The sequence below is a fragment of the Paenibacillus hubeiensis genome (genome assembly GCF_032334105.1).
GTDB classification, from domain to species: Bacteria; Bacillota; Bacilli; order Paenibacillales; family Paenibacillaceae; genus Paenibacillus; species Paenibacillus hubeiensis.
Window position 1 is genome coordinate 58,662 of record NZ_JAVYAE020000018.1, and the last position, 16,022, is coordinate 74,683.

The window sequence follows — 16,022 nt, forward strand, 5'->3', positions numbered from 1 at the left end:
CCTCTCTGCGTGCTAATTAATAATGATTATCATTATTAAGACAATAGCCCATTTTTCCGGATTCTGTCCATGCAAAAATCTGTTGATCTCATATACTTTTTTTGAATGGCTGCATTTAAGAGAGTACATTGCTTGGTTCAGAGAGCGGGTTGGGAACTTGATGCATTCTCAATTCGTCATCCGGATACATCCTCCGTTTCGTCAGCTGTTCAACTCCGATCTCCGGTTCGAACAAAGAAAACGCCTCGTATCTCGCTTGATGTTCCGGGAATCGGTGCTGGTACTGCTCGATGATTCGGCGAATTCGGTTCCAGAAATGCCGCTCTGGAATGCCGTAATGCTCTTGCATGAACAAAGCCAATTCGCCCAGGTTGATAAAGAAAAAGGCATCATGCACGAAATCGCGCACTGCTTCCGCTTCTTCCGCAACCAGGAACGAATTGCGGTTCACTCTGCGGTGGTATTCCGGTACATCCACCAGTTCCGGGCAGCGGCCAGGCTCTGCCAGCAAATCTGTCTTGAAACGGATGCCGTCGTGAAAATCCTTCAGGGCAATCCGAAGGGGCTTGCCATCATCGTGGATTAGCAGCATATTCTGGGCGTGCGATTCCAACGCGATGCCATGGGCGAACAACCAGTGAATAAGGGGGAGGACTGACACATTCAACAGATCGTTCAACCATGCTTCTGCGCCATAGCGTCCGATCCATGGCTCGATGACCGGGCAGCCTTCGGCATCCAGCGTGGCGAGCGCGTTGAACGGCAAGACCGATTCACCCGTTCCGAGTTGCGCATACACGCTCTCCCTCCAGATGCAAGACAATACGCCGTAACCATCCGGTTGGAGCATGTCGGGAACATGACTGTTATCGTATGCGGCCCCGACTATCTCGCCAAGCATGATGACGCGCAGTTCATCCCTTAGATAAGGGTCTTCGCTGGCAATTCCCTGAAGCCAGTCCGTGATGAGGGGAGCGTTCTGTACCGTGTGCGGCGCGATCACCCTGCCCGTGGACGTGTTGATGATGCTGAGCGACAGCTTCAGCGAAGCCAGATCCGGACGGGAGCGATTCGCCAGCGTACGAATGGATTGCTGTGCCGTGTATGCGTGATCGCTGATCCCCAGCGGGACGATGTATCCATTCCGCAAATCCTCTGCCAATACGGAGGTGATTACCGACTCCCATTGCCAGGGATGTACGGGGATCAGCGTGTACGCATCGGCGGCATGGGCTCCATTTTCGCGGAGGAACCGATCAAATCGGGATAACGTCTCTTCCCCAATCTGTTCGCGTATCCATTCCCCGTTGTTAGCAGATCCGAACACTCGTGCTTGTGCTGAACGACTGACACGCACCCGCTCTTTGCGGACAGCCAGCCATAACGGCCTGATGGCATTCCCGAATTCCGGCCCATACTTCAGCTGATCTTCCACACGAAAGCCGATGCGTGATTTGTAGCTGGGATGATAGGGATGGCCCTCGATGACCCGCTGCTCCCACTCTTCATCGTGTACCGGCACGGGATCAGCCTGCCGAAGAGAACGGACATGGCGAGCCAGCGTATCGTTGATCAAGGTCTGCTCCAGCTCCCGGATAAAATGCAGCAGCTTTGCTTCATCAGCCCCGGTTCCCCGGACGACTTCAAGCAGGAAAAGCGGGATGGAATCCGCTTCTTTCTGCTCTTGGCATGATCCTTGCTTCGTCACTCTCATAATCGGTTCGTCCGTCAGCCGCAGGCGGCCAAACGTCAGATGCCTCTTGCCTTTGCAGAAATAATGCACTTGCTCCCCATTCAGGCCTCGGCCTTCCAGCGTCCATAGTGTGTTCCCATCCGCCTGCTCGGTCGACGTTGCCTGAATAACCTTCTCGTACAGCAAAGATTCGACCAGCTGCCTGAATATGCGCCTGCGGGCAGCCGGGTAATGGTGGGAGGATAGTGCCTCAAAGTACAGTCTTTGCTGCCAAAGCTGCCTTTCTATCTCTGCCGTCTCCGTGTTTGGCCCAATATCCCCCATACCCGCCTGCGAATCCTCCCATGCTGCTTCTGTACTCATGCGTTCCCTCCTCCAACCGGTTCGTTTTGCCGCAGGGGCCTGTATGCATGCAGCGGGTTTGCTGCCCGCTGCACGCAATCTTCCGTTCCTGCGTGAATGCGCCGCCGGGTTAACTGCTCGATTTCGATCTCGGGCGAAAATACGTCGAATTGTTCGAACCGTTCCCGCAGTTCCGGGAACCTTTCCTGATAACGCCGAATGATCCCGGCCAGCGTCTCCCACCATGCCTCCTCGCCTAACCCGTAATGCTTCTCCAGGAAAAACGAAATCTCCGTCAGGTTGATGAACAGCAGCGCATCCAGCAGGAAATCTTTCACTTCGGCGGGCTCTTCCTTCTCCACGAATGAATTGCGGTTCACCCCGTGATGATTGGCTGGCGGATATTCGATGCTTGGATAGCCCAGCGGGTGCGGCAAGGACGGACAGTAGCGGACGCCGTCGTGAAAATCTTTAAGCGCAATGCGAGTCGGCCAGCCTTGCTTCAAGATGAGGATCATGTTCTGCGCATGAGATTCCAGCCCTGCGCCGTGTGCATACAGCAAGTGAAGCAGCGGCACTGCTGATACGCGCAGCAACTGAGCGGACCAGCTCTCCAGTCCATAACGCTCCACCCATGGAGCAATGATCGGTTTTCCCTCGCGATCAAGCTGGGTCAGCGCATTGAACGGCAGAGCCGTCTCATGCACAGCAAGCCGTGGATGCAGGCTTTCCCGCCAAATGGCACCCAGCGAGCCATACACGTTTCGTTCGAGCAGCTCCGGCAGCTTCTGGTGGCAGTACGAAATGCCCGCGATTTCCTTCAGCACGATCAGGCCCAGCTCTTGCCCCAGAAAGACATCTCGCGTCACGATGCTGCCCAGCCAGTCGGAGATGCGCGCCGCATTCATGATCGTATGCTGCGCCAAAATGCGGCCCGAAGACGTGTTCACGATGTTCATCGGCAGCTTCACGTAAGGCTTGCCCGAATCGGCAACATTCGTCAGCGTGCGAATGGATTGCTGGGGACGGTACATATCCCCGGCTTGTCCAAGATACACGATCTCTCCAGCGTGAAGCTGATCCAGACAGGCTGCCGATATGATCCGTTCCCACTGCCACGGGTGAACAGGTACGTATGCATAGTCATTCGCATCGACGTGGGGCAACGTCTCTCGTACGATTTCCCCGAACCTCTTCAGCTCACCCTCACCCAGCTCCTCATGCACGAACTCGTCGTAGGTGCCAAGCGTTTCCGAGAGCGTGACCACGACCGCTTCCCGGCGGATCGCCAACCAGACGATTCGGAATTCGGGCCGGAATTCCGGGCCATACGCCATATTGTCCTCCAGCGTGAACCCGATTCTCGATTTATAACAAGGATGGTATGGATGCCCTTCAATCAGGGCTGACTCCCATTCGTCGTAGTCCGGGGTATCCGGGTCAGGCAGCCCTGACCTCCAGCGAACCGCTTGAGCGTCCTTCAGCAGCGTTTGCTCCAGCTCGGACGCAAACCTTGAGAGCAATTCTGCTGTCGTACCGACGATTCCGGCGGACATCTCCAGCAGAAAGCGCGGCAAGGATTCCGCCTCCGCGCTCCCCTCAGGCGTGATGCGCAGGATCGGCTGCTCGGACAAGCGGATCCGGCCAAAGCTTTTTTTGCGAACAGCCCTGAATGCGTATTGTACCGGTTCTCCTCTTTCTGTCCTCCCTACCAGCACGTACTCTTCCTCTTCCTGCCCCTTAACGACAGATTCCCGAATCACTTGCTCGTACAGCAGCGATTCGATAAGCTGCCTGAAGACCCGCCGTCGTACCCGAATCCATTCGTCGGACCTGGCGAGCGATGCTGCTAAACCATTCATGCGTGCGGTACCTCCCTGATCAAATTTTTGTCATGCGCTGCCTACCTGCTCTGCTCAGATTCCCCTGATTCCTGCGGATGCTCTTGTTGCGGCGATGAAGTCAAATACACATGCTCAGGATGGGGATGGCTGAGAAAATCATGATGCGAAATGGCCCAGCCGTAAGCACCGGCATATTGAAACAGCAGAATGTCCCCGACGCGCACCTCGCCGGGAACGACATCGCTTGCCAGCACGTCCTTCGGCGTGCACAGCTGCCCGACAACCGTGAATGGTTCCCCGGACACCGCAGGCCGCGCATAATCATGCGGCCATTCCTCCACGCGGATCACCTCGAACGGGTGACTGTGCTGCCAGGACGCCGGCAGCCGAAAATGATGCGTGCCGCCGCGCACGATGGCATATGTCCGCCCATGGTTCTTTTTCACGTCCAGCACTTCTGTCGCATAATAACCGCTGGATGCCGTAAGATAGCGGCCGCACTCAAACAGCAGCGTGGTACCATGAGGCAATTCCCTGTCCAGCATTGGAGCAAGTTCCCCTACGAATGCCTCCCACTCGAATTGTCGTTCCAGATCCGCATAGTTCACGCCGATTCCTCCTCCCGCGTTCAAATACCGCAAAGGAAAACCATATTGCGCGGCCCATTCGCGGGCAAGTCGGCAATAATATTCGACCAGCTTCACATGCTGGTCTGCGGCAAGGTTGTTGGAGAGCGAGTGGAAGTGAAATCCTTCCACCCTGACATTCTCCATCCCCATGGCCAGCTCCGCCACGATCGGCAGTATGTCCTCATCGATGCCGAACTGGGTGGGACGGCCGCCCATCGCCAGCGTGGCCTGGGGCAGCGGCCCTTTCAGGTTGATGCGCAGCAGCACGGATACCGTCACGCCGCGTTTTCCTGCGAGATCGTTCAGCTTGTTCAGCTCATGCAGGCTTTCCGCGTGGATGAGCTGTACCCCGTAATCGATGGCACCGGTCAGTTCGGCTTCGGTTTTGCCCGGGCCGCCAAAAACGATCGGAATGTCGGCCGACACCTCGCGAACCTTCGCAACCTCGCCGAGTGATGCAACCTCGAAGCCATGCACCACCGGAGCCAACGCCCTTAGAACATGTTCTTCCGAGTTTGCTTTGATGGCATAGAACAGCCTGCTGGACGGAGGCATCGATTGCACGCGCTGACGTACATGGCTAACCAATGCGCTCACGTCCCGGATATAAGCGCACACCGGTTCTTGACCCCGCTGCTTCATTTCGCGAACGTGGGCATGGATACGCCCGCGCTGCTGTTCAAAGCTCACGTTCGGTTCCTGCCGACTTACAGCCATAGCCGCGTTCCTTTCCCCTGCTCAACCGCACGGGCATACATCTCCGCAGCGCTTGAAATATCCTCGATGGCCATGCCCATCGGGTTCAGTACGATAATCTCGTCGTCATGCTCCCGGCCAGGCTTGGCTCCGATCAGAATCTCGCCGAGCTCGGCGTGCAGCTGCTCGCGGGAGAACCTGCCTTCCAGCACCAGCTGGTTGATGATTTTTTTCTCGCGGTTGGACTGGTCCCAATCATCCACCACCACCTTGTCTGCCTGAACAAACGCGTCCTTGTGCAGGTCCATGATCGAAATATTGCTTACAAACGTGCCTTTGGACAGCCACTCGTAAGGAATGTGAGGCGCAGAAGCCACCGTTGCCGTCACCAGCACTTCCGCCTTGCGAACGGCCTGCTCGGAGGATACGGCTACTTGTACATCCGCATCGCCGAAGCGGGAGCTTATCTCGTCCGCAAGGCTCCGGGCCGTATCGGCATTCAGATCAAACAAGTGCAGCTCACGAATGGAGCTGAATTGCTCCAGCAGCGACATCGCCTGCATTTTTGCAATGACGCCGCAGCCGATCACGCTGACGACGCGAAATCCCTCTTTTGCCAAATACCTGGCACCGATCACCGTTACCGCCGCAGTCCGCATGCCGCTAATAATGCTGCCCTCCATCACGGCAACCGGATAGTTGCTTTCGGGGTCGTTCAGAATGATAAGAGCGCTTGCACGTTCCTTTTGGCGTTTTTGCGGATTGTCATGTTTGCTGCCGATCCACTTCAAACCGCTGATCGCAATATCTCCGCCAACATAGGCGGGCATTGCGATAATCCGGTCGGCGATATGCCCGGTCTCTTCGTTCACCCGAAGGTATGGCTTGAGCGGTTGGACAGTATCTTTGCGGGCATGCAGCTCCAACGCTCGGGTAACTGCTTTGACATATGGTTCTGATTGCAGCCCTTGGAGATCTATAATATCCTGTTTATTTAAATACAAAAGGCTGTGTTCCTGTTGAACGGTACTCATATCGTCATTCTCTCCCTTGTTCGATTTAGTTGGTTGCATGGTAAACGGTCGGACCTGGCGGCAATTGGCCTACCCACTGTTCGTCATACACGGTATCCAGATAACGTTCGCCGCGGTCCGGCAGAACGGTGACCACATTTGCATTCGCCGACAAGGTCGGCAACAATTTCTCCAGTGCGGCAACCAAAGAACCCGAGGACCCGCCGGCAAAAATCCCTTCCCGCTCCAGCAGTTTGCGGCAGCCAAGCACCGATTCGCGGTCATCCACATGAATGACCTGATCGATTTCGGCAGGACTGAACAGCTCCGGCACCCGGTTGGCACCGATGCCCGGCAGTTCCCGTGGCTTGGATGGCGTACCGAAAATCACCGAACCGACAGCATCCACGGCCACGATTCTGGCCTGCGGATTCGCCTCCTTCACCCTCCGGGAAATCCCGAGAATGCTGCCCGTCGTGCTGACCGCGCAAACCAAAACGTCGATGCGGCCGTTCAACTGTTCCACGATTTCCTGTCCGGCACCGTGGTAGTGGGCTTTCCAGTTCAACGGATTGGCGTATTGGTTGATCCAGTATCCCGCGGGATCTTGGCTGGCCAGTTCTTTGACTCTGCGGATGCGGGATTGCAGATAGCTGCCGTGTTCGTCGGCTTCGCTCACCATGTCCACGTTGGCGCCAAGATACGTGATCATCCGCAAATTCGTTGACGTGATCTTCGGATCTACGACGCAGGTGAACTTCAGGCCATACCTTTTCGCCGCAAGGGCCAACCCGATTCCCAAATTTCCCGAAGTGCTCTCGATGAGATGCGTTTGGGGCGTGATCGTTCCATCCCTTAACCCTTGCTCGATAATGTACCTTGCGGGACGGTCCTTCATGCTGCCGCCGGGATTCATCATCTCCAGCTTGGCATAGACGGATGGCCCCTTTGCTCCAAATAGCGAACTCAAGCGAACCAGTGGAGTCTGACCTATGCAATCCAGGATGGAATCGGCAACGTTGAGCGACTGATTTTTCACTTGCAGGACACTGTGTTCCAAAGGTTTACACCAGCTTTCCGGGCAGTTTTTTGTCGTCCAGATGCAGGGTTGTTGATAATGATAATTAGTCTCATTTGGACGCAGGACCTATTATGCATACCCTTTTTTTTCCTGTCAACCGAAAAATCGACTGAGAATTTTTCACAAAAATCGGCATTGACATTGAGAATCATTCTTGATAATCTGTTCAGCAATTGCTTGTAATTTCCAAAATCGGGGTGGGTGAAACGGCAAAATGATGCCACATAAAGCCTGGAACCAGAGCATTCGCATCCTCTCCGGGGGACGGTTTCTTTCCAGCGCAGGACTGACGGGAATCAGCCCGTTCATTCCGTACTACATGGAGCACATGAACGCGGGAACCCCCGAGGAAGTGCTGATGTGGACCGGTCTGTCCGTATCTGCGCCCGCCCTTTCGTACGCCCTGCTCACTCCCTTCTGGGGGAAAATCGGGGATCGGTGGAGCCGCAAATGGATGGTCGTTCGCGCCCTTGTCGGCCTGGCACTGAGCATGTTCTTGATGGGCATCGCACAGACGCCGTTCCATTTCTTTTTGTTCCGGCTCTGCCAAGGGGCCTTCGGGGGCATATCCGATGCCAGCAGCGCCTTCGTCGGATCGCATGCGCCCGCCAAGCAGCAAGGGTTTGCGCTTGGCAGACTGGAGCGGGCATCGGCAGCCGGACTGCTCGTCGGTCCACTGCTCGGCAGCATCTGCGTCAATACGTGGGGAAGCCGCCCGCTCTTGTTCATTACGGCCGGATTGACGATGGCCTTCGCCCTGCTGGCCGCCTCTTCGCTTGCAGGTGCGGCTAAGCCGGGCAAGAGCCTTTCCATCCCTTTTTCTGCGGATAAAAGTGCAGACGGATCAGCTTCGCCAGTTCAACGATCCGTTCCAGTCACAGAATCGGCTGCGAAAGCTCCGCCCGACAAAGGCGGCATTCTTCACGCGTTCCGTTCGCTTGTTTTTCATCCGTTAGCCAGAAGATTGGTACTTGCCGGAATCGTGTTCAAGCTGGTCGATTTTGCAACATTCACGATGTTTACGCCATTCATCCGCGAGCTCATTCCGTCGTCCACCGCGGCGCTTGTCGTCGGACTTCTGCTGGCCATGTCTTCCGTCGGCGAACTCGTGGGCGCATCCTGGTGGGGCAAGCGGAACGACCGGCATGCGCCCGAGCGCAACCTCCGTTGGGCAGCTCTGTTGTGCGGAATTTGCGTACTGGCGCATACACTTCCGCTTGGCGTGGCATGGCTGATCGCCATTCGCTTCCTGCAGGGCTTTTTCTATAGCGCCCTGCTTCAGACCGTCATGCTGAACGTGCTGCGGTCGTCAACCGACTCGGACCGCGGCGTCCGGATCGGCGCAACCAACAGCATGCTGATGGTCGGGCAGCTCACGGGACCTACGCTTGGCGTTTGGATCGGCGCTGCTTGGGGAGTATCGGCGGTATACCTCGTCATGGGATTCGTCATGGTAGCAGCCCTGTTGCTCGTTCCGCGCAGCCTTGCGCCCGAAAGAAAGGCTCCCTTGCAGGTGCCGCTCCAATAAATCACGAAAGGACGACTTGACCATGAGCAAAGAGCAACTCATCGAACCGTTAAAAGGCCATGCTTGGTTGGAGGAGGACTCGCCTTCTCCTTCCCTGCTGGCTCGCCGGGAAATGCTGAGCAGGATGCTAAACGCCTATTTGCGCGAAACGGGACAGCATGATCCTTACTTCACAGATTCTCGCCTGCCGAACATATCGCTGGCCATTAGGCTCCCATCCATCGGACAGATCGTTTACGGTTCGCTGCTTCACCGCTCGCTGGCCGGGCATCACGTTTATGGGGAAAACCTGTATGCCTCCGAAATTGAACGACAACATCCGGACGATTGGAAAGCGCTATCTTTTGAGGAAGCCGTTGCCCTTCTGCTGGACGACATTGCCCTGTCTCAACAAGGATCATCTCATGATGCCATGGCCCAAAAGATCGAGTTGCAGCAGATGGTTACCAACAGCCTGCAGCATATGGAATCCTATCTTGAGCATGCTTACGTGTCCGGGCCTCCGGCCAGTCTGGACTTCAACGCTGCCGAGCAGGCCTTGTTGTGCGGACATCCGTTCCATCCGACGCCAAAAAGCCTTGAAGGCTTCAGTTCTGCCGATTCGCTCGCTTATTCGCCGGAATATGGCGTAACATTTCCGCTCAGCTGTTTTGCCGCAGCGCCTGAATGGATCGGCGAAGACTGGCTTGATCCCGCGGACGGCGCATCGGAAGCTTCCTGGATCCCTGCCGAAATGAGGGAAGCCGCGCATCGTCTTCTTCCGCCGGAACGCAGCCATTACGTATTGCTCCCTTGCCACCCTTGGCAGGCAGGATACTTGCGCTCGCTTGAATCGGTGCAGAAGTTACTGGCAGAGGGACACCTGGTCGATTTGGGCAGCACGGGCCCTGCCGTGGTTCCCACTTCATCGGTCAGGACGGTGTGGAACCCGAAGGATCGGTGTTTTTACAAGCTCTCCCTGCATATTCGGATCACCAATTTCATTCGCGAGAATAATGAGGAACAGCTGCTGCGGACGCTGGATGCGTCGAGCATTGTGGCGAGTATAAAGGAACGTTGGCAGTCCCGGCGTTTTCAAATTTTGCTGGAAAAAGGCTATCGTACACTGGAACCGCCGCAAGCTTCTGCCCCGACGAGACGGGAGCAGCTGATGTCCGGCTTTTCCATGATCGTGCGTGAAGCACCCGACGAGGTCGGCAGTGCCCAAGGCATACCTTACGTCATCGCTTCGCTGATGGAGGTGCTGCCCGGCGAACGCGAACCGCTTCTGTTCCGCGCCGTGCGGGAAAGCAAACAGGCAGGTTCAGGCGGAGAAGTCGATACAAATTTTCAGCCGGATTGGCAGGCCTGGTTCCGCGAATACGCGGAGCTGACCGTCGCGCCGATGCTGCGGCTCTACGCCGAAACGGGAATCAGCCTGGAAGCGCATGTGCAAAATTCGATGCTGCGCCTCCATGATGGCAAACCGTCCTCTTTCATCGTGCGCGATCTGGAAGGCATCAGCGTCAATCGGGAGCTTGCGGAGCAGCAGGGCTGGGTCGGGACGATCGTCCAAAGGGACAGCCCGGTCCTGTATTCGGAGGAGCAGGCGCGCCATCGTTTGAAGTATTATTTTTTCGTCAATCATCTCAGCCATGTCGTACAACGTTTGGCCTATTACTCCGGACAGTCGGAGATGCCCTTCTGGCAGATTGCAAGCCGAACGCTGGAGCGTCTTCGCGAACAGGCACTGCCCGGATCGTTGCTGGAACACATCGTCTGCGACCTGCTCACTGTACCCACGCTTCCGGCGAAAGCCAATCTGCTCAGCCGATTCCATCAGCGGGGCGAAACGCCGTTATACGTGGATATTCCGAACCCGATGCGGGTGAAGGAATAGCATACTAAGAAGCCTGCATCCAAAGGGAGACGGGCTTCTTCACGTTTTAAGGAAGGACCTAGGAAAAGACCTAAAGCAGCAACTTGAATTATTCGGAACAATCAGATCACGGTTCAGTTCTGTCCCTCTCGCTCATAACCTATAGAAAAAGGACAAAGGAGGCTGGGCCGGAATGCCTTCCAGAAAATCGTCAAGCGGTCTGGATGAAAATATCGCAGCCATGCTCTGTTACCTGTTTACCTTTGTAGGCGGCATCATCTTTCTGGCGGTGGAGAAACGGAGCCGGTTCGTTCTCTTTCATGCGCTGCAATCGGTTACCGTGTTCGGCATCATTATGGTGGGCCACGTCCTGTCTGCCTTTCTCCCCCTGTTCGGTGCGCTCCTGGCTGCACTGTTGTCCATGCTGGGCTTGGTCGTTTGGCTCATCATGGTGGTCACCAGCTTGCAGGGAAAATGGCTCAAGCTGCCTTGGGTCGGCGATTTTGCGGAAAAGCAGATGCGTCATTTCTAAATTTAGCCGAATTGCAGCCCCGTTGAGGGCATCGTTCTTGGCAGGGCATGGTCGGGGTTTGCAGGTGTTCAATGCTTATTTCGCAATCCAATACAACAATTAACGTGGTGAGTAAACATAATAAATCGGATATCAACATTTCACGCCTCCAACCGTTCATCATCACCTGACCCGACGTTTTCCAGCCAAAACAAAAACACCGAAAACATGGCAGCCGATGCCGATGTTCTCGGTGTAGTGGTTCATGACGTAAGCGGTTCATGACCTGAATCATTCACAGCGTAAATCATTCATGAGATTCATTATTTACGCTGTATATCATTTGCGAGATTAACCACATGAATTTACATGGTTAACCATTCAACATATATAACAAGATGCAGCTTGGCTTCCCCGATCAGGCTCCCCGACGATTATGCCGATTTGCCCGTTTCTCCAAGAATGCCTTCAGCCTGTTTCTCGGCCATCCGAGCTGCAGATTCCTTTGTACCCAGTCCATTAAACAACAGGTTCATGAAAATAGCTGTAAAGCTGCCGGCAATGATGCCGTTGCCGAGCATGATTTGCGCCCAATCCGGCGCACCCGCAAACAATTGCGGAACGACCGTTACGCCAAGCCCCATCCCGACGGAGCAGGCAATAATGAACAGATTTTCATGACGGCCCAGATCGACTTGCGTGCCCAAAATACGGATGCCGGAAGACACAACCATGCCGAACAAGGCTACCATCGCCCCGCCCAGAACCGAACCTGGAATCAGCTGCGCCAGCGCCGCGATTTTCGGTACGAATCCGATGACGACCAGCAATCCGCCGGCAACAACGATCACATCACGCGTTTTGACGCGGGTCATCTGGACAAGCCCTACGTTTTGCGAATACGTCGTGTACGGGAACGAATTGAAAATACCGCCGAGCACGATGGCCAATCCTTCGGCACGATAACCGCGCGCCAAATCCTTCGAGTCAAGGTCTCTGTCCAAAATTTTGCCCAGCGCCATAAACACACCCGTGGATTCCGCCACGCTGACGATGGAAACCAGAATCATAGTCAGAATCGGAACGATTTCAAAGGTCGGCTTCCCGAAATAAAACGGCTGCACGACATGGAACCAGCTTGCTTCGCGAACCGGAGCGAAATCGACCGCGCCCATGAATCCGGCTGCGATCGTGCCTGCAAGCAGTCCGACCAATACGGAAATGGAACGCAGGAATCCTGTCGTGAAACGCGTCATCAGGATGATGAACACCAGCACGCCAAAACCAAGGATCAGATGAGTACCGCTGCCGAAGTCCTCGGCTCCCTGACCGCCGCCCAGGTCATTAAATGCGACCGGAATCAGGGTAAGTCCGATAATGGTTACTACTGAACCCGTGACGACAGGCGGGAAGAGCCGGATCAGTTTGCCGAACAATCCCGAGAACAATACCACGAACAATCCGGAGGCAATGATGGCGCCATAGATGGCTGACACTCCGCTCTTCATGCCGATCAGGATCATTGGCGAAACGGCTTGAAACGCACAACCGAGCATGACGGGCAGCCCGACGCCGAAGAAGCGGTTTCCCCATACCTGCAGCAGCGTAGCCACGCCGCAAGCGAGCAAGTCGATCGCGATCAGGTATGTGAGCTGCTCTGTCGTAAAACCGAGCGCACTGCTGACGATGAGCGGCACCACCACGGCCCCTGCATACATAGCCAGCACATGCTGGAGCCCCAGCGAGAACGTTTGGATGGGATGACGGTGGCCTTGAAAGATACGTTCGCGTGCCATATCAGTTCGTGCCCTCCTCATCCGCAAACGTGACCTGTCCGTCCGACAGGGCGCCGATGCGAACCAGCGACTCCACGCGGTATCCGGCTTCCTTCAGCAAACGGCCGCCTGGCTGGAACGCCTTCTCGATCACGATGCCGATGCCCACAACTTCGGCCCCAACCTGCTCCACGATCCGTGCCAGACCAAATGCCGCTTCGCCGTTGGCAAGAAAATCGTCGATGATCAGCACGCGGTCGCCCGGTTCCATGAACTTTTTGGCTACCGTGATTTCATTGGTTTCCTGCTTGGTGAAGGAGTACACCTTCTCTACAAGAATATCCTCGCGCAGCGTAAGCGACTTCTGTTTGCGTGCAAAAATGAGCGGCACGTTCAACTCCAGCGCAGTCATGATGCCTGGCGCGATTCCGGACGATTCGATCGTCAGGACCCGTGTAATCTTTTCCCCTTCAAAACGGCGGGTGAATTCCTTGCCGACTTCTTTCATCAACACCGGGTCCATCTGGTGGTTCAGAAACGAGTCGACCTTCAGCACCTGATTGGACAGCACAATGCCTTCCTGGCGCACCTTGTCCTTCAACAACTTCATTTGCAAGCTTCCCCCTGTAATTGCCCTCGCGATGTGCGGCCGGCCTCATACCCTTCACCGGGAGAACGGGAAAAACAAAAAGCCCGCCTTCCTCACTGCGGATTGGACCAGAGACGGGAAGACGGACTTGTTGCAAACACGCAAAGTCAAAACGTGTTGGCAAAACGCACGGATCATCCAGAACTCAAAGGCCGGCAGCCGATAACCCAGCTCCGTCCTCGCAGTCCAAGGGTTTCAGCAACCCCGATGATGCGGCGTTTCCTTCCCGTAGTCCGATCATTCCGGTGATCGGGTAGAGACATGCAGGCCTATTCCTGCACATATACGAGTAAAGGCATATTCTTTTGAATGTTCATAAGGAACATAACGTGTATACATAACTGACAATGTTAGAAGTATACCGAATTGGCGCCGTGAAATAAAGAAGTATTTTCATGTAATTTGCGGAAATCCCGTTAAAATTGTAGAAATAGGATGATGGCAGCGACATTTTTTTGTACAATATGTAAACGGAAGTTCGCTTTGGGGCGAAATGGATGGGGAAAATAAGCACTGGCAGCATTTTGCCGATCAAAGGAGAGGAACTGAGATTGAAAGGCTTGCTTAAAGAATTCAAAGAATTTGCCGTACGCGGCAACGTCATCGATCTGGCGGTCGGTGTGATCATCGGTGCGGCATTCGGCAAAATCGTGACGTCCATCGTCAACGACATCATTATGCCGCCTGTCGGCAAACTGCTTGGAGGCATCGACTTCAGCCAGAAAATCATTAACCTGGATCCGAAAATCAAAACGGCAAACGGTCAGGACATTACAACGCTCGCCCAGGCGAATGAATTAGGAGCTACGGTCATCGCTTACGGGCAATTCATCAACGTACTTATCGATTTCCTCATCGTGGCATTCTGCATTTTCATGCTGGTGAAGGGCATTAACTTGCTCAAACGTAAAGAAGAGAAGAAACCCGAACCCGCGAAAACGACCAAGGAATGCAAGTACTGCCTGTCCGAAATCCCGATGGCGGCCACGCGCTGCTCGCACTGCACGTCCCATCTGGATGTGGAAGGAAGCGGATCGCCGGCCTAAAACAAGTTCTCCGCGGTCCTGCGGAAACAAAACCGGCCAAGTCCTCTACGTTGCGTATGCAGCGTCGGTATGGGCTTGGCCTTTTACTATGGCTTACTGTCTGCGTCAGTACTGCTCAACATTGCTGAATATGTATACCGGAGAACGGGTGCCCCGGAAAACCACGCCGCCCGCTTCTAGAAACGACGTGGCAGGAGATGCTCCAGAATTGCCTTCAGATCACGGTCTTCCTTGTATACTTCTTCCCCTGTATCGAGTTCCGTCACGCGAATAAATTCGAAATCCGCTCCAGGGTCCGTCGGTTTAAACAACAGCTGCTCTTCATCCTCCAAACGTACGTTGAATCCCATATCCTTAAACATGTTCGCCAACTGGCTGTTTGCCGGTTCCTGGCCTTGCCCTACAAAAATGAGGCCGCGCAGGCTTTTGCGCTCCTGAGGTTGCGGATAAATCACTTGAAAGTGTACAATGCATTCCATGGAATCCTTCCCCTTTCATCGTTAAGCAAACTTTGTGAAATTTTGAACTTTTAAACTTGTTATATAAGGAGATACGTTTTATGACCCCAGAACGTTTCGATATTTACGATGAACGTCAAAATTGGATCGGCACGGCACCTCGCCACGAAGTCCATGCCCAAGGATATTGGCATCGCTCCTTCCACTGCTGGCTCGTGCGCGACGAAGGGGAGCAGCGCATGGTGTTGTTCCAGCGCCGCCGGGATACCAAAGACACGTTCCCTGGCTGTTACGATATTACGGCTGCAGGCCATCTCACCGCCGGCGAGCAATTGCACGAGGCCAGCCGGGAGCTGGAAGAGGAGCTGGGGGTGGCGGTTCCGTTTGAAGCGCTGACCTACCTGCTTACCGTCAAACAGCAATTGCAAGGCGAAGTGCGCGGAGTTCCTTTTATCGATAACGAAATCAGCGCCGTTTATGGCCTGTGCGTCGATCAACCGCTCGAGGCCTATACGCTCCAGGCCAGCGAAGTGGACAGTCTGTATGAAGTTCCTTTAAACGAGCTGCTTGCCTTGTTCCGCGGTCAGACAGACCGCGTAAAAGCTACCGGAATACAGGCGGAAAACGAGGATTCCGGCGACCACGGGCCCCTCTCCGTCGCAGATGAAGGTTCGTCCGGCAGTGCTTTCCCCTTCAAGCGGGTGATTCGCCAGGTGCGCGCAGCCGATTTCGTGCCTCATGGAACCACGTATTATACCGAGATCCTTGAAGCACTCCATCATGTGCCCGGTTGTCCTTAAGACTTAAGAAATAGGGAGCTTTTATGGCTCGACGAATTCATTTTGCCTGATCAGCATATGTTTCACTTCCGATGTTTATGTTCCCTGAAACCGGGTGGC

The 16,022-nt window shown here is 54.9% G+C and carries 13 protein-coding genes and 1 riboswitch; of the genes, 5 read left to right on the forward strand and 8 right to left on the reverse strand.

The features are described from left to right. Positions 1 to 115: 115 nt before the first annotated feature. From RSX24_RS28565 to sbnA, 5 genes are read right to left on the reverse strand one after another with little or no spacing between them, the layout of a single operon-like run. On the reverse strand, positions 116 to 2,056 hold the full coding sequence (locus RSX24_RS28565) for an IucA/IucC family protein (protein ID WP_343262475.1): 1,941 nt from the start codon (positions 2,054 to 2,056) through the stop codon (positions 116 to 118). Continuing rightward, complete coding sequence (locus RSX24_RS28570; RefSeq protein ID WP_343262476.1) at positions 2,053 to 3,897, reverse strand: IucA/IucC family protein; 1,845 nt, start codon at positions 3,895 to 3,897, stop codon at positions 2,053 to 2,055. The genes RSX24_RS28565 and RSX24_RS28570 overlap by 4 nt, the downstream gene beginning before the upstream one ends. Before the next feature lie 41 nt (positions 3,898 to 3,938). Beyond that, positions 3,939 to 5,225, reverse strand: a complete 1,287-nt coding sequence (locus RSX24_RS28575) for a type III PLP-dependent enzyme (RefSeq protein WP_438286901.1) — start codon at positions 5,223 to 5,225, stop codon at positions 3,939 to 3,941. After that, a complete protein-coding gene (gene sbnB, locus RSX24_RS28580) occupies positions 5,216 to 6,238 on the reverse strand; it encodes a 2,3-diaminopropionate biosynthesis protein SbnB (RefSeq protein ID WP_343262477.1) in 1,023 nt (340 codons plus the stop codon). Before sbnB ends, RSX24_RS28575 begins: the two co-directional genes overlap by 10 nt. Positions 6,239 to 6,263: 25 nt before the next feature. Continuing rightward, a complete protein-coding gene (gene sbnA / locus RSX24_RS28585; RefSeq protein WP_339275887.1) occupies positions 6,264 to 7,277 on the reverse strand; it encodes a 2,3-diaminopropionate biosynthesis protein SbnA in 1,014 nt (337 codons plus the stop codon). 235 nt (positions 7,278 to 7,512) lie between these two features. Between sbnA and RSX24_RS28590 the strand changes: the two genes are divergently transcribed. The 3 genes from RSX24_RS28590 to RSX24_RS28600 all read left to right on the forward strand — a co-directional run bounded on the left by RSX24_RS28590 (position 7,513) and on the right by RSX24_RS28600 (position 11,216). Continuing rightward, complete coding sequence (locus RSX24_RS28590; RefSeq protein WP_343262478.1) at positions 7,513 to 8,826, forward strand: MFS transporter; 1,314 nt, start codon at positions 7,513 to 7,515, stop codon at positions 8,824 to 8,826. A 22-nt stretch (positions 8,827 to 8,848) separates the two neighbouring features. Beyond that, positions 8,849 to 10,705 carry an IucA/IucC family protein gene (locus RSX24_RS28595; RefSeq protein WP_343262479.1) on the forward strand — a complete coding sequence of 619 codons (1,857 nt, stop codon included), beginning with the start codon at positions 8,849 to 8,851 and terminating at the stop codon, positions 10,703 to 10,705. Positions 10,706 to 10,877: 172 nt separating this feature from the next. Continuing rightward, entirely contained in the window at positions 10,878 to 11,216 is a 339-nt protein-coding gene (locus RSX24_RS28600) for a DUF4870 domain-containing protein (RefSeq protein WP_236417495.1), read from the forward strand. 413 nt (positions 11,217 to 11,629) lie between these two features. On the opposite strand, the gene RSX24_RS28605 is transcribed toward RSX24_RS28600, so the two are convergent. Both RSX24_RS28605 and RSX24_RS28610 read right to left on the reverse strand, forming a co-directional pair. Then, positions 11,630 to 12,991, reverse strand: a complete 1,362-nt coding sequence (locus RSX24_RS28605) for a nucleobase:cation symporter-2 family protein (RefSeq protein ID WP_236417496.1) — start codon at positions 12,989 to 12,991, stop codon at positions 11,630 to 11,632. A gap of 1 nt (position 12,992) precedes the next feature. Further along, positions 12,993 to 13,580, reverse strand: a complete 588-nt coding sequence (locus RSX24_RS28610; protein ID WP_236417497.1) for a xanthine phosphoribosyltransferase — start codon at positions 13,578 to 13,580, stop codon at positions 12,993 to 12,995. Positions 13,581 to 13,828: 248 nt separating this feature from the next. Then, positions 13,829 to 13,928: riboswitch (purine riboswitch) on the reverse strand. Positions 13,929 to 14,116: 188 nt separating this feature from the next. On the opposite strand from RSX24_RS28610, the gene mscL reads away from it, so the two are divergent. Continuing rightward, complete coding sequence (mscL, locus tag RSX24_RS28615; RefSeq protein WP_438286902.1) at positions 14,117 to 14,665, forward strand: large conductance mechanosensitive channel protein MscL; 549 nt, start codon at positions 14,117 to 14,119, stop codon at positions 14,663 to 14,665. A gap of 176 nt (positions 14,666 to 14,841) precedes the next feature. On the opposite strand, the gene RSX24_RS28620 is transcribed toward mscL, so the two are convergent. Next, complete coding sequence (locus tag RSX24_RS28620; RefSeq protein ID WP_339275882.1) at positions 14,842 to 15,144, reverse strand: hypothetical protein; 303 nt, start codon at positions 15,142 to 15,144, stop codon at positions 14,842 to 14,844. Positions 15,145 to 15,224: 80 nt separating this feature from the next. Here RSX24_RS28620 and RSX24_RS28625 point away from each other — a divergent pair, with 80 nt between their 5' ends. Next, positions 15,225 to 15,923 carry an NUDIX hydrolase gene (locus tag RSX24_RS28625; RefSeq protein WP_343262480.1) on the forward strand — a complete coding sequence of 233 codons (699 nt, stop codon included), beginning with the start codon at positions 15,225 to 15,227 and terminating at the stop codon, positions 15,921 to 15,923. Positions 15,924 to 16,022 lie beyond the last annotated feature (99 nt).

What these genes read in the sequence shown, in the direction of transcription:
- RSX24_RS28590 (WP_343262478.1), top strand. Translation starts at nt 7,513, where the DNA reads ATGATGCCACATAAAGCCTGGAACCAGAGCATTCGCATCCTCTCCGGG.
- RSX24_RS28605 (WP_236417496.1), bottom strand. Translation starts at nt 12,991, where the DNA reads ATGGCACGCGAACGTATCTTTCAAGGCCACCGTCATCCCATCCAAACG.
- RSX24_RS28600 (WP_236417495.1), top strand. Translation starts at nt 10,878, where the DNA reads ATGCCTTCCAGAAAATCGTCAAGCGGTCTGGATGAAAATATCGCAGCC.
- RSX24_RS28610 (WP_236417497.1), bottom strand. Translation starts at nt 13,580, where the DNA reads ATGAAGTTGTTGAAGGACAAGGTGCGCCAGGAAGGCATTGTGCTGTCC.
- RSX24_RS28565 (WP_343262475.1), bottom strand. Translation starts at nt 2,056, where the DNA reads ATGAGTACAGAAGCAGCATGGGAGGATTCGCAGGCGGGTATGGGGGAT.
- RSX24_RS28570 (WP_343262476.1), bottom strand. Translation starts at nt 3,897, where the DNA reads ATGAATGGTTTAGCAGCATCGCTCGCCAGGTCCGACGAATGGATTCGG.
- RSX24_RS28595 (WP_343262479.1), top strand. Translation starts at nt 8,849, where the DNA reads ATGAGCAAAGAGCAACTCATCGAACCGTTAAAAGGCCATGCTTGGTTG.
- RSX24_RS28620 (WP_339275882.1), bottom strand. Translation starts at nt 15,144, where the DNA reads ATGGAATGCATTGTACACTTTCAAGTGATTTATCCGCAACCTCAGGAG.
- mscL (WP_438286902.1), top strand. Translation starts at nt 14,117, where the DNA reads ATGGGGAAAATAAGCACTGGCAGCATTTTGCCGATCAAAGGAGAGGAA.
- RSX24_RS28575 (WP_438286901.1), bottom strand. Translation starts at nt 5,225, where the DNA reads ATGGCTGTAAGTCGGCAGGAACCGAACGTGAGCTTTGAACAGCAGCGC.
- RSX24_RS28625 (WP_343262480.1), top strand. Translation starts at nt 15,225, where the DNA reads ATGACCCCAGAACGTTTCGATATTTACGATGAACGTCAAAATTGGATC.
- sbnB (WP_343262477.1), bottom strand. Translation starts at nt 6,238, where the DNA reads ATGAGTACCGTTCAACAGGAACACAGCCTTTTGTATTTAAATAAACAG.